The following is a 23,223-nucleotide window of genomic DNA, read 5'->3' as shown; positions in this document are numbered from 1 at the left end:
ATTCAATAAAAAATTAAAAAATAATGATGAAAATATCTAAAACATTTAGCTCGATAAGCACTTAGAATGAATTTATAAATAATATATTTACATATCTAAATTTGATAAATAAGCTCCAAATGTATCTCTAAAAGAAAATCCTTTTGAAATGCGTTGTTTATTTAATTTTTTATTTTCAACCAAAGACCACAAAACAAATTCTTTTATAAACAGGCTGTCCTTAGATTCATTATCGGGCAAATATTTATTAATTAAAGCATCTAAAGGTGTAATACTATTTAAAATTGTACTATAATCTTTTTCAGAAGCGTCATCCATTAATTCAAAAGAACCATTCTCAAAAAACCAGTCTAATACTTCCCCGTACGGATCTTCTTCATTTTCGTGCTTTAATTTTTTAATCTCAGGAAAATAATTTGCAAACAGTGTTTTAGCTGCATTACCTATTAAAGATTCAGCTACAAAAGCTGCGCCCTCTTGTTCACCTTCATAAACCAACTCAATTTTACCTGTAATAGCAGGTACAATACCTAACACATCACTAAAACGAACAGTGGTATTTTTTTCTTCTGAATTTAAACACCTATACTCTGCGGTACTTAATAAGTTTTCATACGCTGTAATACTCATACGTGCACTAATACCACTTTTATTATCTACATATTCGCTATCACGTGCTTCAAAACCAATTTGCTCAACTAAATCTTTCACAATTTCTGGTATGTAAATTTCACAAGCTCTATTGGTTTGTAATTTGGCTTCTTGAGTTGTAATGGTTTTTGAAATTTGAATGTTTTCAGGATAATGCGTTAATATTTGAGAACCTATTCTATCCTTTAAAGGTGTAACTATACTTCCTCTATTTGTATAATCCTCTGGATTAGCTGTAAAAATAAATTGTAAATCTAAGGGCATTCTTAATTGAAAACCTCTAATTTGAATATCACCTTCTTCTAAAATATTAAATAATGCCACTTGAATTCTGGCTTGTAAATCAGGTAATTCATTAATTACGAAAATACATCTATTGGCTCTTGGAATCATCCCAAAATGTATCACTCTTTCATCAGCATAATTTAATTTTAAATTAGCTGCTTTAATAGGGTCAATATCTCCTATTAAATCTGAAATAGTAACATCGGGTGTTGCTAATTTTTCGTAAAAACGGTTAATTCTATGCAACCAAGAGATTTTTGTTTCATCCCCAAATTTAGAAACTTGCTCTTTTCCGAAAACACTGATTGGATTTAAAGGATCGTCATTTATTTCAGAACCTTCAATTACCGGTATATATTCATCTAACAGCTGCACCATTAAACGTGCTAATCTTGTTTTAGCCTGTCCACGCAATCCTAATAGGTTGATATTATGTTTTGAAAGTATTGCCCTTTCTAATTGTGGAATTACAGTGTTTTCGTACCCGTGAATACCTTTAAAAGAGATTTTGTTGTTTTTTAAATTCTCAATTAAATTAGCCCGTAATTCATCTTTTATGCTTTTTGAAGTATAACCCGTTGCTTTTAATTCTTTTATAGTTTTTATAGTAGTGTACATATTATCTAATTCTTTTTTTTCTATTATTTTCATAATCGTGAAAAATCATTTCACCTAAACCTTCCAATCCTGTATAAAAAGCTTTCCCCCTATTTGACTCAGTGAATTTCTCTACAAAAGATTGTAAATATGGATCTTGAGCAATCATAAAAGTTGTGATTGGAATATGTAATTTTCTAGCATGAGCTGCCATGTTGTAACACTTTTCAACAATAAATTTATCTAAACCATTGCTGTTTTTATAATATGTTCCATCGGGCATTTGTAAACAACTCGGTTTACCATCAGTAATCATAAAAATATGTTTATTTGTATTTCTTTTTCGTCTTAAAATATCCATTGCCAAATTTAAACCAGCAACTGTATTTGTATGGTAAGGCCCAACTTGTAGGTAAGGTAAATCTTTTACTTTTATGGGCCAAGCATCATTTCCAAACACTAAAATATCCAAGGTATCTTTAGGGTATCTGGTGGTAATTAATTCTGCTAATGCCATTGCCACTTTTTTGGCAGGAGTAATTCTATCTTCACCGTACAAAATCATACTATGGCTTATATCAATCATTAATACAGTACTCATTTGAGATTTATGATGTGTATCTTCCACCACTAAATCCTGTTCGGTTAACTTAAAACTTCCAAGACCGTGATTAATTTGGGCGTTTTTTAAACTTTCAGTAACTGATAAACGATCTAACGAATCTCCAAACTCAAAGTTTCGATAATCGCCTGTATGCTCATCTCCTAAGCCTGTAATTTTTGTTTTATGATTACCTACTCCACTTTTTTTAAGCTTTCCGAAAATTTGATTTAATGCATTTTTACGAATGGCTCTTTCTGTTTTTGCAGTAATACTACTTTTAGAATTGCCATCTGGTGTAATGGTTTCTTTTAAATAGCCTTTATTTTTTAAGTCTTCAATAAAATCATCAATAGTATATGCATCAGTCGTAAGCTTGTATTCTTTGTCTAACATTTTTAACCACTCAATAGCTTCATCAAAATCTCCAGAAGTATGCGTAATTAATTCTTTGAAAATTTCGAACAACATCTCAAAAGGACTTTTTTCTTTCGCCTCGTATGGTGTAAACTTAAAACCTGTTCTATTTATTTTTTTACTCATAACTTTCTAAATGTCATAAAAACTTAAAATGCGCTGTTTTACTATACCTAAAATTCTTTTATTGATATCTTTAGTCGATTTTTTGTAGAAAACATACTCTTCAACAGAAAAATGACCTATTATAAATCCTTTTAGCTCATTTTTTAGTTGTTGATCTTTTAAAAAAGCAACAGTAATAAATTTACTTTTCTGTTCCTCTGTATAGTTCTTAATTGCGATTTTCTTTAATTCAGTATAATTCTGAAAATAAGCGAATAACAAATTGTTCAACGATTTTATGATTGGGCGCAGTGTTTCATTTTGAAATATTTCTAGCTCTTTTGTTTTATCTAATATTTGTGCATTGGGAATTATTGGTCGAGATTTCATTCTAAAATAATACTATCTATTAGCAATTGAAATTTTTGGTTTTTCTTGTTCCCTATTAAAAAACCTATCTCTTCCAATTCTTTTCCTTTATAATTATCCATATCTAATATTCTACCTCTAAAAGTAGGTATTAAATCGGTTAATTTTATTTCAATAGTTTCCCATGCTGTTGTAGTTTGAAAATAAGTAGTGTACGAAAACTGATTGAACTGATTAGGTTTTACTCTAAATTGATATTTATTACCATCACCCTTTACTCGAATCTTTATCTTCTCAAATTTAGAAATATTTAATTTATCAAAACGATGTCTTAAAGATGAAAATCCACCATTATTAGCTGTTGAAACAGTTCCTGAAAAAACTGCATGACCTTCATTATTTAATTTAAAATCACCATTTGATTGCCCTCCCATAACTACATCATCAACTACACGCCAACCTATAAGACTGGTATTTTTATTAAAATCAATAATTGTTAAACTGGTACTTATTGTAACTGCCATAATTGCTATATAATTTAAGATAAACATTTCTTAATTTTTAATTTCACCAAAAAGCTCTATCAACTTTTTTGTTCTGTGGTTAAAAATTTCTATTAACTTAGGTTTTACCAAAATTGGATGAACCAATCTTCCTAAAAAACCAAGCGGCACTTTATAATCGATAATATCTTCCATTTCAACTCCGCCTTCAACGGGTTTAATAAAATGCTTATGATGCCAAAGCGCATATGGACCAAAACGCTGTTCATCTACAAAATATTCTTTATCAACCACGTGCGTAATTTCTGTAACCCAAGTTGTTTTAATTCCCAAAATAGGCGTTACAATGTATTGAATTATTTGTCCGGCAAACATTGGTCTATCCGCTCCGCTAATAATATCAAAACTCATATATTTTGGTGTAATTTCTTTTAGATTAGCTGGGTTAGATAAAAAATCCCAAGCATCATCCATAGAAATTGGTAACCGTTGTGTTGACGACAACCTATATACTTTTCCTTTCGTTGAAAATTTCATAAAATTAGTTATTAATAATAATGTATAAGTTTAAAGAGCTAGCCAACAACAACCAAACAAAATAAGGAACAATCCATAATGATGTTAATTTTAGTCTGTTTTTAAAACCGAATAAAAAGAAACCAACAACAAGCGTTAAATTTGAGATAATTAAAAAGCCTTCGAATATTAAATGTTTATTAAAAAATAGATAATTCCAGGAAACATTTAAAATAAATTGTACTGAAAACAAAAACCAAACAAGATATTTATGTTTACATTTCAAAATTAAATTTGCCATATATATTGAATAACAAATCATAATTGAAAACCACGCAGCTCCAAATACCCAACCCGGTGGTGTCCAAGGTGCCTTATTTAATGCTAAGTACCAATCCGTTAAAGGACCGTTATTCATAAAATAACTACCAATTGCTAACGCTCCAAAATTCAGCACTATAAATAACAATATGTATTTAAATTTTTTACTCAAAATATTTTGTGATTTTTGAACTCATAGGTTTTGTCATCGAATAGAAATAATCTATGTACGCACCATTTTCATCAATTAAGTATTTTTGAAAATTCCATTTTACCGATGAACTTTTAACGCCGTTCATTTCTTCTTTAGTTAACCAAGCATATAAAGGGTGTTGGTTTTCACCTTTCACATCAACTTTTTCAGTCAATAAAAAAGTAACTCCATAATTCACTTCACAAAAAGTTTTAATTTCAGTAAATGTTCCTGGCTCTTGACCTCCAAATTGATTACAAGGAACTCCAATAACTACCAACTTATCTTTATACGTTTTATATAATTTCTCTAAATCTTCGTATTGCCCTGTAAAACCACATTCTGAAGCAGTATTCACTATTAATATTTTTTTTCCTTTGAAATCACCTAAATTGATAGGTTCTCCTGAAATACTATTGATTTCGATATCATAAATTGAAGAAGTTGCACCCATTGTTTTTGACGTTTTATTTGTAAAGTTAAGTGTAAATACGGCTACTAATAAACTTGTAATTGTTGCTATAATTTTCATTTATATCTATTTTAATTATCTTTTAACTTTTAATAGTGGTAATACCACAATCCATTTCAATTATTTGACCAGACATTGACCCTGCCTTTTCTGAAATTAAAAAAGAAGCCATTTCAGCAATTTCTTCTGGTTGCAAATATTTTTTTAAAGGGTGTCTTTCAATCATTTGATCCTTCAATCTATCATTTCTCAAAAGCTTAGACGCTAATGTTGTATTAGTAACTGTTGGTGCAATCGCATTTACTCTAATTGTTGGTGAAAATTCTGCCGCCAAAGATTTCACCAAACCTTCTACAGCTGCTTTTGCCGAAGCAATACTTGCATGAAAAGGCATTCCTAATTTAGACGCTACAGTGCTAAATAATAACACCGATGGTTTAGCAGACTCTTTTAATAAAGGTAAATATTTTTGAATGGCCTTAACAGCTCCTAAGAAATTAATTTCATAATCGTTTTTAAAATCTTCTAAATTCAATCTATTAAAAGGCTTTAAATTGATGCTTCCAGGGCAATATATTAGCGTATCAATAGTTTCTAAATCGGGTAATTCATCAATCAAAATATCACAATTATAATGTGTTAAATTTTGATGATAGAATTCAGGATCTGATCTACTAATATTAATTACTTTATTATTTGTTAGTTCTAGCTGTGAAATTGCTTTCCCAATTCCTTTGCTTCCACCAATAATTACAATTGTTTTCATTGTTGAATTTTAAATAGTAATTCTTAAGTTTAAACGTTTTTCAACTTTCCGTTTTATAACGGTTAGGCGTTTCATAATATCCATCAATTCAGGATTTTTAGTTTTCTTATAAATCTCATTCAATCCTAAAATTAAGGTTTTTAATTTTTTTGAGGCAACAATTCTATCGCTAGTTGTTTTTAATGAAAGCTTTTGTTGCTCGTACCTTAGTGCTTCATTTATTAAATCCATAATTTACTGTTTTAAATAATTTTGAAGTTCAACAATTTTTTCTGGCTTATTAAATATACCTCCATAATAACTAGTTACTGTTGCTGAAGAATCATCTTTAATTCCTCTTGAAGCAACACACAAATGCTTAGCATCAATAATAACTGCAATGTCATCGGTTTCTAAAACCGAAGCTAATTCCAACGCAATTTGATTGGTTAAACGTTCTTGAACTTGTGGTCTGTTTGCAAAATATTGTACAATTCGGTTTATTTTAGAAAGCCCAATTACTTTTCCTGAAGACACATAAGCTACGTGTACTTTCCCAAAAATTGGGACAAAATGATGTTCGCAGTTAGAATAAAATTGAATATTCTTTTCAACTAACATTTGACTGTATTGGTATTTATTCTCAAACAAGGCAATTTTTGGCTTATTTTCGGGATTTAAACCTGAAAATATTTCATCAATATACATTTTAGCTACTCTTTTAGGAGTACCATTTAAAGAGTCGTCGGTTAAATCTAAGCCCATTACTTGCATAATTTCAGCAAATAAACCTGCAATTTTATCCTTCTTTTCGTCATCTGATAATTTAAAAGCATCTTTAGTTAAAGGAGTATCAATACCTGTATATAAATGATCGTCTCCTATTTCATCAAAACTAAAGCCATTTAGCTTGTTTCCGTTAGTAGGGAAATTCAACAAAGTTTCTTGGTGTTTCATAAAGCTTAATTTTTAATTCGTATTTATCCTCAATAAGAGGTCTTAAAATCATATAAATAATCATAGCAATGTTTTCAGTTGTTGGGTTTAAAACTTTAAACTCTTCAACATCTAAATTCAAATTTTTGTGATCAAATTTATCTAGCACATTAATTTTAATAAGATCTGATAAGTGCTTTGTATCTATCACATATCCCGTATCCTCATCAATTGTACCTATTAATTTTACTTCTAACTCATAATTATGTCCGTGAAAGTTTGGGTTATTACATTTTCCAAATACACTTGCATTTTTTTCATTAGACCAGTTTACATTATGTAAACGATGTGCCGAGTTAAAGTGTTCTCGTCTTGTTACAGCAACCTTATAATTCATTTTGTTCATATTTTACATATACAAAGTTAAACAATAAAATCAACCCACAAAAACATCACTATTGATTTTACTTATGATTTAATAAAGTTTTAACATAACCAATAATAAATTTTATCAATTTATTTTGTTTAATTTGTATTTAAATAATTTAAACAGAATTAAAAACACATATATTATGTCAAATAAAAAAATAAATGCAATAGAAATTATAACAATGTACATGAACTTTGTACTAGAAAACAATACAAAACCAACAACTGTTTATGCTTTTGCTAAAGAAAATAAATTTGAAGAAGCTTTATTTTATGCTCATTTTGGATCATTTGAAGCAGTTGAGAAATCAATTTTTAATGCTTTTTATGAAAACACCATAAGTGTTTTAGAAAAAAGTAAAGATTACCAAACATTTGATGCCCGAAATAAATTATTAAGTTTTTACTATACCTTTTTTGAAAACTTAACTGCAAATAGAAGTTATGTAAGTGCTGTTATTAATGCAGACTCTATGCAGCTTAAAAAATTAAGTACACTTTCTGAACTTAAAAATAGCTTTACTACTTATATTGATTCGTTAGAAATTGAAACTATTGATTTAAAACAAAAAAATCTTGCTCAAATTCAACAAAAAAGCATCAAAGAAAGTGCTTGGCTTCAATTACTAATAACCATTAAATTTTGGTTAAACGATTCTTCAGCCTCTTTTGAAAAAACAGACATATTTATAGAGAAATCCGTCAACACAAGCTTCGATATAATAGACACCACTCCTTTTAAAAGTATTATAGACTTAGGAAAATTTTTATATAAAGAAAAAATGAATTTAAATTTTTAATTATAAACACTCTTAAAATGTATTTCCAAAGAATTCCAATCAAAAAAACAAAATTCAACCTCCTTTTCATTACAATAATGATGTTATTATTTTCTTCTTGTACAAATGAAGACGATGAAATTTACATTGATCATCTAAATGAAAATAGTATTGAATACATAAACATGGAATTGGAGATACTTGATTTAGTAAATAATTATAGATCTTCAATAGGGCTGAACTCCTTAGAAAGAATGAATTTAATTTCAAAAGTTGCAGAGTCGCACTCAAATTTTATGGCTGAAACAGGAAGGTTAAGTCATGAAAATTTTCCAAAAAGAAATCAAGAACTAATGGCTAAAGCTAACGCAAAAGCAATTGGGGAAAATTTAGGATTTGGATATACTACAGCCAAAAGTGCTTTTCAAGCCTGGCTTAACAGTGGTAAACATAAAAAAGTTATTGAAGATAAAAAATACACTCATTTTGGAATTTCAATCAAACAAAACGCTAAGGGGAAAAATTTTTTCACTCACATATTCATAATAAGATAAACTTAAAAACATACAACTATGCTAAAAACTATAGATACAATTCCGGTTTCAAAAATTCACAGAGCCTCAAAACTAGTACAAACTGGCGCAAAGGTTGGTATGAATTATTTAAAATATTACGGTGATAAATTAGTAAACACTGAAGATGAAGCTAAAGAAAAATTAAACAAAAATAATGCTGAAGATATTTACGATGGTTTAAAAAAATTAAAAGGAAGCGCCCTAAAAGTAGCTCAAATGTTAAGCATGGAAAAAAGTGTTTTACCGCAAGCTTACGTAGAAAAATTTTCTTTATCGCAATTCTCTGTTCCTCCATTATCAGCACCATTAGTTTTAAAAACATTTAAAAAATACTTTGGCAAAGCACCCAGTGAAATATTTGACACCTTTAATGCAAACTCTGTAAATGCAGCAAGTATTGGTCAAGTTCATAAAGCAGTAAAAAACGGTAAAAACTTAGCTGTAAAAATTCAATACCCTGGTATTGCAAATAGCATTTCTAGTGATCTTACTTTGGTAAAACCTATTGCTATAAGCATGTTTAATATTAAAGGAAAAGATTCTGATAAGTATTTTAAAGAAGTTGAAGATAAATTAATTGAAGAAACCAATTACTTAATTGAAATGAAACAAAGTAAAGAAATTTCTGAAGCTTGTGCTCACATTCCTAACTTACAATTTCCTAAGTATTATTCAGAATTTTCTTCGGAAAGAATTATAACTATGGACTGGATGGAAGGCGAACATTTATCAGAATTTACAGCGCACAATACAAATGCTGAAAAATCAACCAAAATAGGTCAAGCATTGTGGGATTTTTACATGTATCAAATTCATACCCTTAAAAAAGTACACGCAGATCCACATCCTGGTAACTTTTTAATTTCAAAAGAAGCTAACTTAATTGCACTAGATTTTGGCTGTATGAAAACTATTCCTGATGATTTTTATATTCCATATTTTGAATTAGCTAAAAAAGAAAACATCAATAATCCTGAAATATTTCAACAAAAATTAATAGAATTAGAAATTTTAAGAGCTGATGATTCTCTTGAAGAAATAGCATTTTTCACAGCCATGTTTCATGATATGTTAAGCTTATTTACACAGCCTTTCCACCAAGAAATATTTGATTTTTCAGATCCTAATTTCTTTCAACAAATTGCAGAACTAGGAGAACGGTATTCAAAAAGCACTGAACTTAAAAAAATGAATGGAAACAGGGGTTCTAAGCATTTTATATACATTAACCGAACCTTTTTTGGATTGTATAATTTAATGTTCGATTTAAAAGCAACTAAAGTGAGCATCAACAATTTTAAAAATTTATAATGATTTACCTTAACAATCAAGAAATCAATAAATTAGAACACCTGTACAAAATTAACCTAATTAACAGTTGTGCAGGGTATAAATCGGCGAATTTAATTGCTACAAAATCAGCAACTGGCAACACAAATGTAGCTATCTTTAGTTCAGTAATACATTTAGGCTCTGAACCTCCATTATTAGGTTTTATTTTAAGACCAACTTCAGCCCCTAGAAATACGTATGATAATATTATGGAAACTGGTTTTTTTACTATAAATCACATCCACAATAACATTTTAAAAGACGCACACCATACATCGGCTAAATACAAAAAAGACATTTCTGAATTTGATGTTACCAATTTAGAAACTGATTATAAAAATAGTTTTTATGCGCCTTTTGTTAAAGATTGCCCTATTCAATTAGCTTTGAAATATATTGAAGCGTATGATATAAAAGCAAATAACACCAAACTTGTAATTGGCGAAATACAAGGACTGTATATTAAAGATGAACTTTTACACAATGATGGTTTCATTAATTTATCAGAAGGACAAATCGCTACCATAAACGGGTTAAATGGGTATGCCATTCCCCAATTAAAAGAACGTTTTAACTATCAAAGACCTATAAAATAAATGAAAATTCTTGTCACAGGAGCAACAGGCTATATTGGAAAACGCTTAATTCCGTTATTATTAAATGATGGCCATACTATTGTTTGCACTGTAAGAGACAAGGATAGAGCCCCTAAAAGTTTTAAAAACCATAAAAATATAACTCTAGTAGAAGTTGATTTTTTAAACCCTGAAAGTTTAAAAAACATTCCTAGTAATATTGAGATTGCTTACTATTTAATTCATTCTATGTCTAATTCATCAACTGAATTTCATACACTTGAAGAAAAATGTGCTGAAAATTTTAAAAAACATATCGAAAACACTTCAACAAAACAGGTTATTTATTTAAGCGGTATTACAAACGATACAAAACTTTCAAAACATTTATTATCTCGAAAAAATGTAGAAACAAAATTACAGTCAAAAAATTACGCCTTAACAACATTTAAAGCCGGTATTATTGTTGGGTCTGGAAGTTCTTCTTTTGAAATTATTAGAGATTTGGTTGAAAAATTACCTATTATGGTAGCTCCAAAATGGCTAAACACTAAAACACAACCTATAGCCGTTAGGGATGTTTTAACTTTTTTACAAAGAGCTATTAACAATAAAGATTTATTTGATAAATCATTTGACATTTTTGGCCCAGAAATACTTACCTACAAACAAATGTTGTTGGAATTTGCAAGCATACGAGGTTTAAAAAGACGTATTATTACCATTCCGATAATGACTCCAAAATTATCCTCTTATTGGTTGTATTTTGTTACATCAACCTCCTATAAACTAGCTGCTTCATTGGTAAATAGTATGGGTATTGAAATTATAGGAAATCCTAGTAATATCAATAAATTACTCAACATAACACCAATACCTTATAAAGAAGCTGTAGAAAATGCATTTGTAAAAATTGAACAAAACAGTATTGTTTCTAGCTGGAAAGATTCCTTTATAAGCAGTGAGTTAAACAGTGATTTACACGAACATATAAACGTACCTACATATGGCTGCTTTACTGATATAAAACAACGTACCGTAACAGATGTAGACTACACTTTAACTAAAATATGGTCTATTGGAGGTGAAAATGGATGGTATTACGGAACATTTTTATGGAAATTAAGAGGCTATTTTGATAAGTTTTTTGGAGGAATTGGCTTAAGACGCGGACGCACGCATCCTACAGAATTAAATAATGGCGATTCGCTAGATTTTTGGCGCGTAATTTATGCAAATAAAGAAGCTAAAAAATTATTACTATATGCTGAAATGAAACTTCCTGGAGAAGCTTGGCTAGAATTTAAAATTGAAGACAATATATTGTACCAAACCGCCACCTTTAGACCTCAAGGCATTGCAGGCAGATTGTATTGGTATGCAGTTACACCTTTTCATTGGTTTGTTTTTAACGGCATGATTTCTAAACTAGTTTAACTTTGAATCAAAGACTTTTTTACAATATCTAAATAGCGTAAACGGGCAAACTTATGTTCCACTATTTCTGGTATATTTTTGTAGTTAGGATTCCATTTTTTAATGTAATCAAAATCTGGATCAAATTTTTGTTGTTGCGTAGTTGGGTTAAAAACTCTGAAATAAGGAGCCGAATCGCAACCTGTACCCGCAACCCATTGCCAATTTCCATTATTTGCAGACAATTCATAATCCAAAAGCTTTTTAGCAAAATAGGCTTCACCCCAACGCCAATCAATTAACAAATGTTTGTTTAAAAAACTTGCAACAATCATTCTTACTCTATTATGCATGTATCCCGTTTGATTTAATTGCCGCATACCTGCATCAACAATAGGGTAACCTGTTTTACCTTGACACCATAATTCAAATTCTTCTTCATTATTTCTCCAAGGAATAAAATTGTATTTAGATTTAAAGTTATTATTTACAACTTTTGGAAAATGCCATAAAATCTGCATAAAAAACTCTCTCCAAATTAACTCGCTTAAAAATACCGCTTCAGTTTTATGGGCATACGCTACTAATTTACGAACACTAACCAAACCAAACCTTAAATGCACAGAAAGATTTGAAGTTTCTACAGAAGGAATATCACGATATAGATTATAACCTGGTATACAATTTACATTTATGGGCAACACTTCAATAGCACTTTTAACAAAACCAATAGTTGCTAACGTAGGAAACTCGAAAGTAGATTTCAAAAATTTATTCAACAATTCTTCGGAAGGGTAATTTTTAGGTAAACTTTGGTTGTATTTGGCCAACCATTTATTTTTATATGGTGTATAAACGGTATAAGGTTCACCATCTTGTTTAGTGATTTCATTCTTTTCAAAAATTACCTGATCTTTATACGAAAAAACTTGAATTCCTAAATTTTCACATAATTCTGTGATTTTTGAATCTCTTTGAAGCGCATAAGGCTCATAATCTCTATTGAAAAAAATTTGCTTCACACTAAATTTAGATAAAATAAATTTCCAGGCATTCTCAACAGTATCATTCAATATCAATAACGAAGTATTTTCTTTTTTTAATTGGTTATTAACATCTTGTAAAGTTTGATGTATAAATTGAACACGAGGATCATTTTTTGGTAGTTCTGACAAAATTTCTTTATCGAAAATAAAAATTGGGAGTACTTCATAGTTAGCATTTAACGCATGATAAAGTGCGCAATTATCTTTTAAACGCACATCTCTTCGAAACCAAAAAACAGCAACTTCTTTTTTCATTTAAACAATTTTATTTTTGAATTTCGGCTTGAATTTTTCAATTAAAATTAAAGCCATATACAACATATTAAAGGCATAAAAAGTATCTTCAACAGGAACAGTTCCTATTCTAACACCTAAATTTTCAGCATTATTATACCAAACCACCTGCTCTTCAATAAAGCTACCTGTAAGTAAACCATTCACTATAAAAAACGGAACCAACACCAATAAAAACGTAATGTAAAAACGGTTTAAAATTTTATCTTTCACAACCAAAGCATACATCATTAAACTAAGAAAAAGACTAAAATTAACCGTGGTATATGCTTTTGGAAAGCTAAAAACTAACACAATTACTGCTGTTGTTAACAAATTAACCGTTATAAAACGTGTTAATTTATTTGATAATTGAGTGTCTTTAAAAAAATATTGAAAAGCGTAATGTGTAAAAATACTGGCGTACGGAATACATATAAAAAAAAGGATTTCTTCTAAAGGCAAACCATAAATAGTTACTCCTAAATAGTATGCAGGATTAAAACCCCAAACTCCATTTTTAGTAAAAATTACATCCCAAATTAAAAAAGGAATTGCGACTAAAATTATTACTAAAAATACTGATTTCCAGTATTGAATAAAGCGCATTTTTTTTTCAAAACTATATATAAATGGTACTGAAAAACTTGCTATGTTAATCAATAAATATAAATAGGTCATACTTTAAAATACTTAAATGGCACATATAACATACCGAAACATTCACCTTCTTCTTTTCCTAAATGCTTGTGATGAACTTTGTGTGCTTTTCTTAAGCCTTTTAAGTATGCATTATTTGTTTTATTAAACCAGTTAAAACGCCTATGAATTAATACGTCGTGTACTAAAAAATAAGCCATTCCGTACAACATAATTCCTAAACCAATAAAAAATAAATAGTTTAAACCGCCTTGCACACCAAAGTAAAACAACGCAATACTTGGTATGGCAAAAATGATAAAAAACACATCATTACGTTCAAACCAATTTTGATATCGTGGCTGGTGGTGGTCTTCATGAAAATACCACATAAAACCGTGCATTACAAATTTATGTGTTAACCAAGTTACACACTCCATTAATAAAAAAGTACCTAAGGTAATTAATGCAAACATTATATGTTAGTTTCTAATTTAGTTAATATCTCTTTTTCGTTATCAGTTAAATTACTCACCAATAACATATTGTTAATTATTTTAAGCTTAAACGTATTATTATAATTGCTTTCAACTAATTGAGTTGAAAGCAATTTAAAATCTTCTTCAATATTATCGCTATAGTTTAAAAAACCTGGAATTTGTTTCTGCATTAAATAACGAATATACCGCATTTCAATATTTTTAGGATTGTTTAAAATTACAGCATCTAATTCTTTTTTACCAATTTTAAAATATTTCAGTTTCGTAAAAGGATTTTTAACAAAGCGAGATTTCATAAAATTCATAGCAGCAATATAACTTTTAGCTTCGGCGGAAGCATCCTTAGTTAATTGTTCTATAAAATTATCCGCTTGTTCTTCCGAAGAAATTTCAGGAAACTGATTTCTTACCTCTTCTACAACTGGAGAAGTTTTAAATGAAAATACAGAAATAAATAAAAAAAGTAAAATTTTCATTACAGTAAATTTAATTTATAAACCACAAATGATCTTGCTAATAAACTAATCTTCATTGGATTTGACACTCTAATACGTGTATTTAAAATTTCATTTGAAGGTGTACTATTCAATTTTTTCAACAACCTCCTGTAGTAAACATAAGCTGTATAAACGCCGAATTTAGCTTCAAGAGGCAATTTTTTTATTCCAACAAAAGCCGCTTTAAAATCGGATTCAATATCAGCTATAATTTCAGCTTTTTCTTCTACACTTAACTCTTTTAAGTTTACACCTGGAAAATAAGATCTATGAAGTATCTCATAATCATCCTTCAAATCACGCAAGAAATTTACTTTTTGAAATGCAGAACCTAACCTCATTGCAGGTTTTTTAAGGCTTTCGTACTTTTCTTCATCACCATTCACAAAAACTTTTAAACACATTAAACCAACAACATCGGCTGAACCATAAATGTAGTCATTGTACTCTTCAACGGTTTCATAAGTTTCCTTTTTTAAATCAGCTCTCATACTTTTTAAAAACGACTGAATTAAATCATCGGTTATATTGTATTTTTTTACAGTTAACTGAAAACAATTTAAAATAGGGTTTAAACTTATGTTTTTATCAAATGCCCTGTAATAATTTTGTTCAAATTCATTAAGTAATTCTTCTTTTTCAAAGTCGTGAAATGAATCTACAATTTCATCAGCAAAACGCACAAAAGCGTAAATACTGTAGATTCCCTCTCTAATTTTTGGAGATAACATATTTACCGCCAAGGAGAAAGATGTACTGTATTTTTTTGTAACATTTTTACTACAAGTAAAAGATACTTGATCATACAATTGTTTCATAATTATTTTTTTAGTTAGTAGTTGTAGTTATTTTATTTTGGTATTTAAAACCATATCCGAAACTATTTTTCCTGAAATAATTGCCGGTGGCACCCCAGGCCCCGGAACTGTTAACTGTCCAGTGAAAAATAAGTTTTCAACCTTTTTACTTTTTATTTTCGGCCTTAAAAATGCTGTTTGAAATAATGTATTTGCCAAACCATACGCATTTCCTTTGTATGAATTATAGTCTTTTTTAAAATCATTTACACAAAATGATTCTTTAAACAACACTGAATCAGCCAATTCTTGACCCGTAAGATACTCTAATCTTTTTAATATTTTTGAAAAATATTCATTTCTTAACTCAGGACTATCATTTAACCCAGGCGCTAAAGGAATTAAAAAAGTAGCCGCTTCTTTTGAAATAGGGGCAAAACTATTATCTGTTATACTTGAAAAACTAGCATAAAAAAGCGGCTCCTTTGGCCATTTTGGCGTATCGTAAATATCCTTTGCATGCAAATCAAAGTCGGTATCAAAGAACAAGGTATGATGCGAAACATTATTTAATTTTGTATCAAAACCAACATAAAAAAGTAAGGATGAAGGGGCAAATATTTTTTTCTCCCAGTATTTTTCAGAATATCCTCTATATTTTTGGTCTAGTAAAGTTTCAGTATGATGGTAATCTGCACCACTTATTACAACATCTGCTGTTCTGAATTTTGAATTAGATTGAATCCCCTCAATAACACCTTTATTAACAACTATTTTTTCGATAGCTTCATTGGTTTCAATTTTAACACCCAAACTTTTTGCTAGTTTTACAAATCCGTTAACCACTTCAAACATACCCCCTTTTGGATGCCAAGTTCCTAAACCAAAATCTGCATAATTCATAAAATTATAAAAGCTTGGTGTATTACTAGGTTTTGCTCCTAAAAACAGTACTGGAAACTCTAATATTTGCTGCAATTTATTGCTTTTAATATTTTTTCGAACTGTATTTCTTATAGAAGTAAAAAACTGATTAACCTTGGATATGGTAGTAAAGTTAATTAACTCGGTAATTGATTCACCTGGCTTATAAACAAGATCATTAATTGCAACTTCATAATTAAATTTAGCTGAATCTAAAAAATCTTTTAAGTATTTTGAACTACCTGGTTCTTCCTTTTCAAATATTTTATAAATATCTTTTAAGTTGTCAGGAATTGTAATTGAATCATCTCTACCAAAATAAACCTGATAAGCTGGACCTAACTTTTCAAGTTGGTAATAATCTGAAGGTTTTTTGCCAAAATCTTTAAAAAATTTCTCAAAAACATCTGGCATCCAGTACCAAGTTGGCCCCATATCAAATGTAAACCCATTTTGTTTAAACTGTCTAGCTCTTCCTCCTATTGTTGAGTTTTTCTCAAGAATAGTAACGTTATTGCCTGCTTTAGCTAAATAGCAAGCTGTTGAAAGGGATGAAAATCCTGAACCTATTATAATTATATCTCTCATTTGTTTAACAAATATAACTATTTATTAAACTAAAACAAATTTGTTGAATGAAATTTACAAATTATTTAACAATTCATCCAATGATTTAAATATACGTACTTTATCAGATTTCGCTACAACTTCTTCTTCAGTAGTTTTTCTTCCCATTAACCACAATTCATCTTCTGTGCCTTCTAATACCATATTTTCTATATTTTCAACATATTCTGAAACAGATTCTTTAGAAGGTTCAACGGTTAAAAAACTTACAAAACAAATAGAATTATATACTTTTTGAACATCTCCTAAATTTTCTGAAGGAACACTTGGACCTAAATAAATAGATTGGTATCCGTGTAGCAATAATTCAAAATGAAGATATAACAAACCTAATTCGTGAATTTCATTCATAGGCAAATACAAAACGAAAATTTTATCAAAATTTGTTGGAGATGACAATTGCAACCGCTCAATATTAATAAATATTTTTTGTTTAATAAGATTTGTTATAAAATGTTCATGTGCTGGAGTAATAGAATTTACTTGCCACAATAACCCTATTTCATTTAAAAAAGGCAAAAACACATTTTTAAACACCGCTCTTAGTGAGGACTGAGCTATAAGATTGTTATAGGTAATGTTAAATAAATTTTCATCAAAATTTAACATTGCCAACTTCAACGTATTTGAAGCCTGACTATCTGCACCATTTTTAGCAACCAATTCTCTTACTGTTGCATTTAATTTTGACTCAGGTAATTCAGAAATTTTTGAAATTTTATAACCATTAGCGTTTAAATAAGATACGTTTAACAATTTCAGAAGATTATCTATATCATAATATCTAATGTTAGAATCGGTTCTATTTGGAGCTAACAAATTATAGCGCTTTTCCCATATTCTTATAGTATGCGCTTTGATTCCTGAAAAGTTTTCAAGATCTTTTATCGTAAATTCAGACTTTATATTGTTCAATGTAAATTGTTTTTATTTAAACAAAGATACAAACTTTATTTAAATAAACAAAAAGAGCTCCAAAAAGGAGCTCTTTAATTTAATTATATTAAGTATTACTTACTTAAGTACATTTTTCTTCGAGAATACAATTCATAAAATTGATCGTCTTTTAAACTATCAATAAACAAAATGCTTTCTCCTGTTGATTTCATCTCAGGTCCTAATTTTTTATCTACATTAGGAAACTTATTAAAAGAGAAAACTGGTTGCTTAATTGCATACCCTTCTAGTTTAGGATTGAAATTAAAATCTTTCACTTTATTTTCTCCTAACATTACTTTAGTAGCGTAATTTACATAAGGCTCTTGGTATGCTTTTGCTATAAACGGCACTGTACGTGATGCTCTTGGATTTGCTTCAATAATGTAAACAATATCGTCTTTTACCGCAAACTGAATATTAATTAACCCTTTTGTTTCTAGGGCCAACGCAATTTTCTTAGTATGATCTTTTATTTGTTGCATTACAAATTCACCTAAATTAAACGGTGGTAATGTAGCATTTGAATCTCCCGAATGCACTCCACAAGGCTCAATATGCTCCATAATTCCAATAATGTAAACATCTTCACCATCACAAATTGCATCAGCTTCAGCTTCAATTGCACCATCTAAATAATGGTCTAACAACAACATATTGTTTGGGATTTTACGCAATAAATCAACTACGTGCTTTTCCAACTCTTCTTTATTGATTACAATTTTCATTCCTTGACCTCCTAATACATAAGAAGGACGCACCAAAATTGGAAAATCTAAATTATCAGCTATTGCTGCAGCTTCATCAGCAGAAGTAGCTGTACCATATTTTGGGAAAGGAATATCTAAATCTACCAATAATTCTGAAAAACGTTTTCTATCTTCAGCCAAATCAAGTGCTTCAAAACTAGTTCCTATAATTTTCACACCCCATTTAGATAATTTCTCAGCTAATTTTAATGCGGTTTGCCCACCTAATTGAACAATTACACCTTCAGGTTTTTCGTGCTCAATAATATCGTAAATATGCTCCCAGAAGACTGGTTCAAAATATAATTTATCCGCAGTATCAAAATCTGTTGAAACTGTTTCAGGATTACAATTAATCATAATTGTTTCATAACCTGCTTCTTTAGCAGCTAAAACACCATGCACACAACAATAATCAAACTCAATTCCTTGCCCAATTCTATTTGGACCAGAACCTAATACAACTATTTTTTTCTTCTCAGTAACTACACTTTCATTGTCTGCTCTGCTTACACCATCAGGCGTAATCATTTTGTTTTCAAAAGTTGAATAATAATATGGTGTTTGCGCATTAAATTCAGCCGCACAAGTATCTACCAATTTATAAACACGATTGATATCTAATGCTGTTCTTTTAGCCTTTACATCACTTTCTAAACAACTTAACATATGTGCTATTTGCCTGTCTGCAAAACCTTTTTGTTTTGCTTCTAACAATAATTCATAAGACAACGTTTCTAGTTTATTTGTTGAAATTTCAACTTCCAAAGCTAATAACTCCTCGTATTGCTTTAAATACCACATATCAATTTTTGTAATTTCGTGAATTCTACTCAAAGGAATTCCCATTTGAATAGCATCATAAATAACAAAAACACGATCCCAACTTGCAAATTTTAATTTCTGGATAATGGTATCGTAATCTTTTTCTCCTTTTCCGTCAGCACCTAAACCATTACGCTTTATTTCTAAAGATTGTGTTGCTTTATGCAAAGCTTCTTGAAAACAACGACCAATTCCCATAACTTCACCAACCGATTTCATTTGAAGTCCTAAAGTTCTATCAGCTCCTTCAAACTTATCAAAGTTCCAACGAGGAATTTTTACAATTACATAATCTAATGTTGGCTCAAATAATGCCGAAGTAGTTTTTGTAATTTGATTGTTTAATTCATCTAAATGATAACCAATTGCTAATTTTGCAGCAATTTTTGCAATAGGATACCCTGTTGCTTTTGAAGCTAAAGCTGAAGAGCGAGATACACGTGGGTTAATTTCAATTGCAATAATATCTTCTTTTTCATCAGGACTTACAGCAAACTGTACATTACAACCACCTGCAAAATCTCCAATTGAACGCATCATATGTATTGCCATATCACGCATTTTTTGGAAAGTAGTATCACTTAAAGTCATTGCTGGAGCAACAGTAATTGAATCTCCTGTATGAATTCCCATAGGATCCATATTTTCAATAGTACAAACAATTACTACATTGTCATTACTATCTCTCAATAATTCTAATTCATATTCTTTCCAACCTAATAAAGCCTTATCTATAATTACTTCGTGAATTGGGGAAGCTTCTAAACCTCTACTTAATAATTCATCAAAATCTTTTTTATCATAAACAATTGAAGCTCCGTAACCACCTAAAGTAAATGAAGGGCGAATTACCAATGGAAAACCATACTCTTGTGCAATTTCTTTTCCTTTTAAAAATGAAGTTGCAGTTGTTGATGGTGCCTGACCAATCCCAATTTCAATCATTAATTTTCTAAACTGCTCTCTATCTTCCGTAATATTGATTGCATCAATATCAACACCTATTAATTCTACATTAAAGTCTTCCCAAATACCTTTATCATCAGCTTCAATACATAAATTTAAAGCTGTTTGACCACCCATTGTAGGTAACACAGCATCAATATTAGGATGCATTTGTAAAATCTCAATAATAGATTTTGTAGTTAATGGTTTTAAGTAAACATTATCCGCTAATGACGGATCGGTCATAATAGTTGCAGGATTAGAATTGATTAAAGTAACTTCAATCCCCTCTTCTTTCAATGATCTAATTGCTTGAGATCCAGAATAATCAAATTCACAGGCTTGACCAATGATAATTGGACCTGATCCAATTATTAAAATCGATTTAATTTTTGTGTTTTTAGGCATCTGTTCGTGTTAAATATAAAATTTTGTAAATATCTATAAAAATCGTTTTTTTCTGAAATTAAGTTTTCAAAACTTATCAAAAAAACATAAAAAAAGGTGTTACTAATAAAAAGTAACACCTAATGTATAAAACTATCGTTTCATTATTTCTTTGGTCTCGGATCTGAAGAAACACTAACTCTTTTTCTTCCTTTAGCTCTTCTTCTTGCTAAAACTTTTCTACCAGTTGCAGAAGCCATACGCTCTCTAAAACCGTGTTTATTTCTTCTCTTTCTTTTCGAAGGCTGATAAGTTCTTTTTGGCATTACTTTAAAATTTTAAAAATCGTGTTTCTTTTTTTGATGCTTTTTACTGAAGAAATCCTCTCCTTAAAAGCGTTGGCAAATATACAATTAGTTTTGTGTTTGACAAATAGAATATAAAAAAAAATAAAAAAAAATAAAATACATCTTAAACCCCCTTAATAAAGATGCTTTTGGAATCCTAAATATATAATTCGTATTTAAAATGAAGTTTAAAAATTTATTACTTTTCCTTTTTGTCAACTAAAATAGCTTTAGTACTTTTGCCCAAACGTAAGATTAATGAAAAATACAAAATATGTTTTTGTAACCGGTGGGGTTACTTCTTCACTTGGGAAAGGAATTATTGCAGCTTCTTTAGCCAAATTACTACAAGACAGAGGCTATTCTGTTACCATACAAAAACTAGATCCATATATAAATATTGACCCAGGAACTTTAAATCCTTATGAACATGGCGAATGCTATGTAACTGATGATGGTGCTGAAACCGATTTAGATTTAGGGCATTACGAACGTTATTTAAACATTCCTACATCTCAGGCTAACAACGTTACTACTGGTAGAATATATCAATCTGTAATTGATAAAGAGCGTAAAGGTGAGTTTTTAGGGAAAACCGTTCAAGTTATTCCTCATATTACTGATGAAATAAAAAACCGTATTCAAATTCTAGGAAATACGGGAGATTTTGACATTGTTATTACCGAAATTGGAGGTACCGTTGGTGATATTGAATCATTACCTTATGTAGAATCTGTTCGACAGTTGTTATGGGAATTAGGTCATGAAAATGCCATTGTAATTCATTTAACATTAATTCCTTATTTAGCTGCTGCTGGAGAATTAAAAACAAAACCAACACAGCATTCTGTTAAAATGCTAATGCAAAGCGGGGTAAGTCCTGATATTTTAGTTTGCAGAACAGAACACCATATATCACAATCTATTAAAAATAAGTTAGCTTTATTTTGCAATGTAAAAAAAGAAGATGTTATCGAGTCTATTGATGCTGAAACTATTTACGATGTTCCTAACTTAATGCTAAAAGAAGGTTTAGATGCCGTTGTATTAAAAAAATTACAACTTCCTAACGACAAACAACCAGAACTAAAAGCTTGGAATCAGTTTTTAAAGAAATTTAAAAATCCAAAAAACACTATTGAAATTGGTTTAATTGGTAAATATGTTGAATTACATGATGCCTACAAATCTATTACCGAAGCTTTTATTCACGCTGGTGCTCAAAACGAAGTTAAAGTAAATATTAATTGGATTCATTCTGAAGATTTAACAACATTAAATGTTCCAAGAAAATTAAAAAATTTAAACGGAATTTTAGTTGCTCCAGGTTTTGGTGAACGTGGAATTGAAGGGAAAATTGATGCTGTAAAATATGCCCGTGAAAACAATGTTCCTTTTTTAGGTATTTGTTTAGGAATGCAAATGGCAGTTATTGAATTCTCTAGAAATGTGTTAAACTTAGCTGATGCTAGTTCAGCAGAAATGGATAGCGAAACTAAAAACCCTGTTATTGATTTAATGGAAGAGCAAAAAGACATTACTGAATACGGTGGAACTATGCGTTTAGGTGCTTGGGATTGTGAATTGAAAGAAAACAGTAAAATTAAAGGTATTTATAAGAAAGAATTAATTAGCGAACGTCACAGACATAGATATGAATTCAACAGTGACTATTTAACTCAAATTGAAGAAGCTGGTATGATTGCCACTGGTAGAAATCCTAAAACTAATTTGGTTGAAGTTGTTGAAATTCCTTCTCACCCTTGGTTTGTTGGTGTTCAATACCACCCAGAATATAAAAGTACGGTATTAAACCCACACCCGTTATTTGTTGATTTTGTAAAAGCAGGTTTGGAACACTCTTTGAAGTAATACACAATCATCAATAAAAATCAATATTTAACTATACATTTA

26 protein-coding genes are annotated in these 23,223 nt (G+C 29.7%); 6 read left to right on the top strand and 20 right to left on the bottom strand.

Going from position 1 to position 23,223, the window contains the following annotated elements; translation table 11 throughout:
• Positions 1-87 precede the first annotated feature (87 nt).
• The 11 genes from CHB67_RS15310 to CHB67_RS15260 all read right to left on the bottom strand — a co-directional run bounded on the left by CHB67_RS15310 (position 88) and on the right by CHB67_RS15260 (position 7,108).
• Positions 88-1,587 (bottom strand): AAA family ATPase, encoded by a 1,500-nt coding sequence (locus CHB67_RS15310; RefSeq protein WP_089382672.1) that lies wholly within the window; start codon positions 1,585-1,587, stop codon positions 88-90.
• Positions 1,556-2,677 carry a vWA domain-containing protein gene (locus CHB67_RS15305; protein WP_089382671.1) on the bottom strand — a complete coding sequence of 374 codons (1,122 nt, stop codon included), beginning with the start codon at positions 2,675-2,677 and terminating at the stop codon, positions 1,556-1,558. The genes CHB67_RS15310 and CHB67_RS15305 overlap by 32 nt, the downstream gene beginning before the upstream one ends.
• A 6-nt stretch (positions 2,678-2,683) precedes the next feature.
• Positions 2,684-3,046, bottom strand: coding sequence for a hypothetical protein (locus CHB67_RS15300; protein ID WP_089382670.1), 363 nt, complete (start codon positions 3,044-3,046; stop codon positions 2,684-2,686).
• Positions 3,043-3,549, bottom strand: coding sequence for a CIA30 family protein (locus tag CHB67_RS15295; RefSeq protein ID WP_089382669.1), 507 nt, complete (start codon positions 3,547-3,549; stop codon positions 3,043-3,045). The genes CHB67_RS15300 and CHB67_RS15295 overlap by 4 nt, the downstream gene beginning before the upstream one ends.
• Before the next feature lie 30 nt (positions 3,550-3,579).
• Complete coding sequence (locus CHB67_RS15290) at positions 3,580-4,065, bottom strand: SRPBCC family protein (RefSeq protein WP_089382668.1); 486 nt, start codon at positions 4,063-4,065, stop codon at positions 3,580-3,582.
• A gap of 4 nt (positions 4,066-4,069) precedes the next feature.
• Positions 4,070-4,537: a TspO/MBR family protein gene (locus CHB67_RS15285; protein ID WP_245813571.1), complete on the bottom strand. Its 468-nt coding sequence runs from the start codon at positions 4,535-4,537 to the stop codon at positions 4,070-4,072.
• A complete protein-coding gene (locus CHB67_RS15280; RefSeq protein WP_089382714.1) occupies positions 4,530-5,012 on the bottom strand; it encodes a glutathione peroxidase in 483 nt (160 codons plus the stop codon). The genes CHB67_RS15285 and CHB67_RS15280 overlap by 8 nt, the downstream gene beginning before the upstream one ends.
• Positions 5,013-5,112: 100 nt before the next feature.
• Positions 5,113-5,796, bottom strand: a complete 684-nt coding sequence (locus tag CHB67_RS15275) for an SDR family NAD(P)-dependent oxidoreductase (protein ID WP_089382667.1) — start codon at positions 5,794-5,796, stop codon at positions 5,113-5,115.
• A 9-nt stretch (positions 5,797-5,805) separates the two neighbouring features.
• A complete protein-coding gene (locus tag CHB67_RS15270) occupies positions 5,806-6,027 on the bottom strand; it encodes a hypothetical protein (RefSeq protein WP_089382666.1) in 222 nt (73 codons plus the stop codon).
• Between the two features lie 3 nt (positions 6,028-6,030).
• Complete coding sequence (gene folE, locus CHB67_RS15265; RefSeq protein WP_089382665.1) at positions 6,031-6,732, bottom strand: GTP cyclohydrolase I FolE; 702 nt, start codon at positions 6,730-6,732, stop codon at positions 6,031-6,033.
• Positions 6,695-7,108 (bottom strand): 6-pyruvoyl trahydropterin synthase family protein, encoded by a 414-nt coding sequence (locus CHB67_RS15260; protein ID WP_089382713.1) that lies wholly within the window; start codon positions 7,106-7,108, stop codon positions 6,695-6,697. The genes folE and CHB67_RS15260 overlap by 38 nt, the downstream gene beginning before the upstream one ends.
• A gap of 172 nt (positions 7,109-7,280) precedes the next feature.
• On the opposite strand from CHB67_RS15260, the gene CHB67_RS15255 reads away from it, so the two are divergent.
• The 5 genes from CHB67_RS15255 to CHB67_RS15235 all read left to right on the top strand — a co-directional run bounded on the left by CHB67_RS15255 (position 7,281) and on the right by CHB67_RS15235 (position 11,838).
• On the top strand, positions 7,281-7,940 hold the full coding sequence (locus tag CHB67_RS15255) for a TetR family transcriptional regulator C-terminal domain-containing protein (RefSeq protein WP_394335361.1): 660 nt from the start codon (positions 7,281-7,283) through the stop codon (positions 7,938-7,940).
• A gap of 77 nt (positions 7,941-8,017) precedes the next feature.
• Entirely contained in the window at positions 8,018-8,473 is a 456-nt protein-coding gene (locus CHB67_RS15250; protein ID WP_176461300.1) for a CAP domain-containing protein, read from the top strand.
• A gap of 18 nt (positions 8,474-8,491) precedes the next feature.
• Positions 8,492-9,805: an ABC1 kinase family protein gene (locus CHB67_RS15245; RefSeq protein WP_089382662.1), complete on the top strand. Its 1,314-nt coding sequence runs from the start codon at positions 8,492-8,494 to the stop codon at positions 9,803-9,805.
• The gene (locus CHB67_RS15240) at positions 9,805-10,422 is read left to right on the top strand and encodes a flavin reductase family protein (protein ID WP_089382661.1); all 618 of its coding nucleotides are present in this window, start codon (positions 9,805-9,807) and stop codon (positions 10,420-10,422) included. Before CHB67_RS15245 ends, CHB67_RS15240 begins: the two co-directional genes overlap by 1 nt.
• Complete coding sequence (locus CHB67_RS15235; protein ID WP_089382660.1) at positions 10,423-11,838, top strand: SDR family oxidoreductase; 1,416 nt, start codon at positions 10,423-10,425, stop codon at positions 11,836-11,838. It begins immediately after the preceding gene.
• Here CHB67_RS15235 and CHB67_RS15230 read toward each other — a convergent pair.
• The 9 genes from CHB67_RS15230 to rpmH form a co-directional block, all read right to left on the bottom strand.
• Positions 11,835-13,118: a cryptochrome/photolyase family protein gene (locus CHB67_RS15230; RefSeq protein WP_089382659.1), complete on the bottom strand. Its 1,284-nt coding sequence runs from the start codon at positions 13,116-13,118 to the stop codon at positions 11,835-11,837. The two genes, CHB67_RS15235 and CHB67_RS15230, sit on opposite strands and share 4 nt — an antisense overlap.
• A complete protein-coding gene (locus CHB67_RS15225; RefSeq protein ID WP_089382658.1) occupies positions 13,119-13,817 on the bottom strand; it encodes a lycopene cyclase domain-containing protein in 699 nt (232 codons plus the stop codon).
• Entirely contained in the window at positions 13,814-14,251 is a 438-nt protein-coding gene (locus CHB67_RS15220; RefSeq protein ID WP_176461299.1) for a sterol desaturase family protein, read from the bottom strand. The genes CHB67_RS15225 and CHB67_RS15220 overlap by 4 nt, the downstream gene beginning before the upstream one ends.
• Positions 14,251-14,751, bottom strand: coding sequence for a hypothetical protein (locus CHB67_RS15215; RefSeq protein WP_089382656.1), 501 nt, complete (start codon positions 14,749-14,751; stop codon positions 14,251-14,253). Before CHB67_RS15215 ends, CHB67_RS15220 begins: the two co-directional genes overlap by 1 nt.
• Positions 14,751-15,590: a phytoene/squalene synthase family protein gene (locus CHB67_RS15210; RefSeq protein WP_089382655.1), complete on the bottom strand. Its 840-nt coding sequence runs from the start codon at positions 15,588-15,590 to the stop codon at positions 14,751-14,753. Before CHB67_RS15210 ends, CHB67_RS15215 begins: the two co-directional genes overlap by 1 nt.
• A gap of 27 nt (positions 15,591-15,617) precedes the next feature.
• Positions 15,618-17,081 (bottom strand): phytoene desaturase family protein, encoded by a 1,464-nt coding sequence (locus CHB67_RS15205; RefSeq protein ID WP_089382654.1) that lies wholly within the window; start codon positions 17,079-17,081, stop codon positions 15,618-15,620.
• A 54-nt stretch (positions 17,082-17,135) separates the two neighbouring features.
• Entirely contained in the window at positions 17,136-18,035 is a 900-nt protein-coding gene (locus CHB67_RS15200; protein ID WP_089382653.1) for a MerR family transcriptional regulator, read from the bottom strand.
• Between the two features lie 95 nt (positions 18,036-18,130).
• A complete protein-coding gene (carB, locus tag CHB67_RS15195) occupies positions 18,131-20,983 on the bottom strand; it encodes a carbamoyl-phosphate synthase large subunit (protein WP_089382652.1) in 2,853 nt (950 codons plus the stop codon).
• Between the two features lie 143 nt (positions 20,984-21,126).
• Complete coding sequence (rpmH, locus tag CHB67_RS15190; protein ID WP_089382651.1) at positions 21,127-21,288, bottom strand: 50S ribosomal protein L34; 162 nt, start codon at positions 21,286-21,288, stop codon at positions 21,127-21,129.
• Positions 21,289-21,567: 279 nt separating this feature from the next.
• On the opposite strand from rpmH, the gene CHB67_RS15185 reads away from it, so the two are divergent.
• Positions 21,568-23,181, top strand: a complete 1,614-nt coding sequence (locus CHB67_RS15185; RefSeq protein ID WP_089382650.1) for a CTP synthase — start codon at positions 21,568-21,570, stop codon at positions 23,179-23,181.
• Positions 23,182-23,223 lie beyond the last annotated feature (42 nt).

This window comes from Lutibacter agarilyticus (assembly GCF_900188235.1).
Taxonomy (GTDB): domain Bacteria; phylum Bacteroidota; class Bacteroidia; order Flavobacteriales; family Flavobacteriaceae; genus Lutibacter; species Lutibacter agarilyticus.
Note: the sequence above shows the minus strand (reverse complement) of the source record. Positions and strands in the feature narration are given on the sequence as shown.

Excerpts from the sequence above, each read along its gene's own strand:
- CHB67_RS15270 (WP_089382666.1), bottom strand. The coding sequence starts at position 6,027 with ATGGATTTAATAAATGAAGCACTAAGGTACGAGCAACAAAAGCTTTCA.
- folE (WP_089382665.1), bottom strand. The coding sequence starts at position 6,732 with ATGAAACACCAAGAAACTTTGTTGAATTTCCCTACTAACGGAAACAAG.
- CHB67_RS15210 (WP_089382655.1), bottom strand. The coding sequence starts at position 15,590 with ATGAAACAATTGTATGATCAAGTATCTTTTACTTGTAGTAAAAATGTT.
- CHB67_RS15295 (WP_089382669.1), bottom strand. The coding sequence starts at position 3,549 with ATGGCAGTTACAATAAGTACCAGTTTAACAATTATTGATTTTAATAAA.
- CHB67_RS15205 (WP_089382654.1), bottom strand. The coding sequence starts at position 17,081 with ATGAGAGATATAATTATAATAGGTTCAGGATTTTCATCCCTTTCAACA.
- CHB67_RS15215 (WP_089382656.1), bottom strand. The coding sequence starts at position 14,751 with ATGAAAATTTTACTTTTTTTATTTATTTCTGTATTTTCATTTAAAACT.
- CHB67_RS15235 (WP_089382660.1), top strand. The coding sequence starts at position 10,423 with ATGAAAATTCTTGTCACAGGAGCAACAGGCTATATTGGAAAACGCTTA.
- CHB67_RS15225 (WP_089382658.1), bottom strand. The coding sequence starts at position 13,817 with ATGACCTATTTATATTTATTGATTAACATAGCAAGTTTTTCAGTACCA.
- CHB67_RS15300 (WP_089382670.1), bottom strand. The coding sequence starts at position 3,046 with ATGAAATCTCGACCAATAATTCCCAATGCACAAATATTAGATAAAACA.
- CHB67_RS15260 (WP_089382713.1), bottom strand. The coding sequence starts at position 7,108 with ATGAATTATAAGGTTGCTGTAACAAGACGAGAACACTTTAACTCGGCA.
- CHB67_RS15250 (WP_176461300.1), top strand. The coding sequence starts at position 8,018 with ATGATGTTATTATTTTCTTCTTGTACAAATGAAGACGATGAAATTTAC.
- rpmH (WP_089382651.1), bottom strand. The coding sequence starts at position 21,288 with ATGCCAAAAAGAACTTATCAGCCTTCGAAAAGAAAGAGAAGAAATAAA.
- CHB67_RS15310 (WP_089382672.1), bottom strand. The coding sequence starts at position 1,587 with ATGAAAATAATAGAAAAAAAAGAATTAGATAATATGTACACTACTATA.
- CHB67_RS15290 (WP_089382668.1), bottom strand. The coding sequence starts at position 4,065 with ATGAAATTTTCAACGAAAGGAAAAGTATATAGGTTGTCGTCAACACAA.
- CHB67_RS15280 (WP_089382714.1), bottom strand. The coding sequence starts at position 5,012 with ATGGGTGCAACTTCTTCAATTTATGATATCGAAATCAATAGTATTTCA.
- CHB67_RS15220 (WP_176461299.1), bottom strand. The coding sequence starts at position 14,251 with ATGTTTGCATTAATTACCTTAGGTACTTTTTTATTAATGGAGTGTGTA.
- CHB67_RS15245 (WP_089382662.1), top strand. The coding sequence starts at position 8,492 with ATGCTAAAAACTATAGATACAATTCCGGTTTCAAAAATTCACAGAGCC.
- carB (WP_089382652.1), bottom strand. The coding sequence starts at position 20,983 with ATGCCTAAAAACACAAAAATTAAATCGATTTTAATAATTGGATCAGGT.
- CHB67_RS15240 (WP_089382661.1), top strand. The coding sequence starts at position 9,805 with ATGATTTACCTTAACAATCAAGAAATCAATAAATTAGAACACCTGTAC.
- CHB67_RS15230 (WP_089382659.1), bottom strand. The coding sequence starts at position 13,118 with ATGAAAAAAGAAGTTGCTGTTTTTTGGTTTCGAAGAGATGTGCGTTTA.
- CHB67_RS15185 (WP_089382650.1), top strand. The coding sequence starts at position 21,568 with ATGAAAAATACAAAATATGTTTTTGTAACCGGTGGGGTTACTTCTTCA.
- CHB67_RS15275 (WP_089382667.1), bottom strand. The coding sequence starts at position 5,796 with ATGAAAACAATTGTAATTATTGGTGGAAGCAAAGGAATTGGGAAAGCA.
- CHB67_RS15305 (WP_089382671.1), bottom strand. The coding sequence starts at position 2,677 with ATGAGTAAAAAAATAAATAGAACAGGTTTTAAGTTTACACCATACGAG.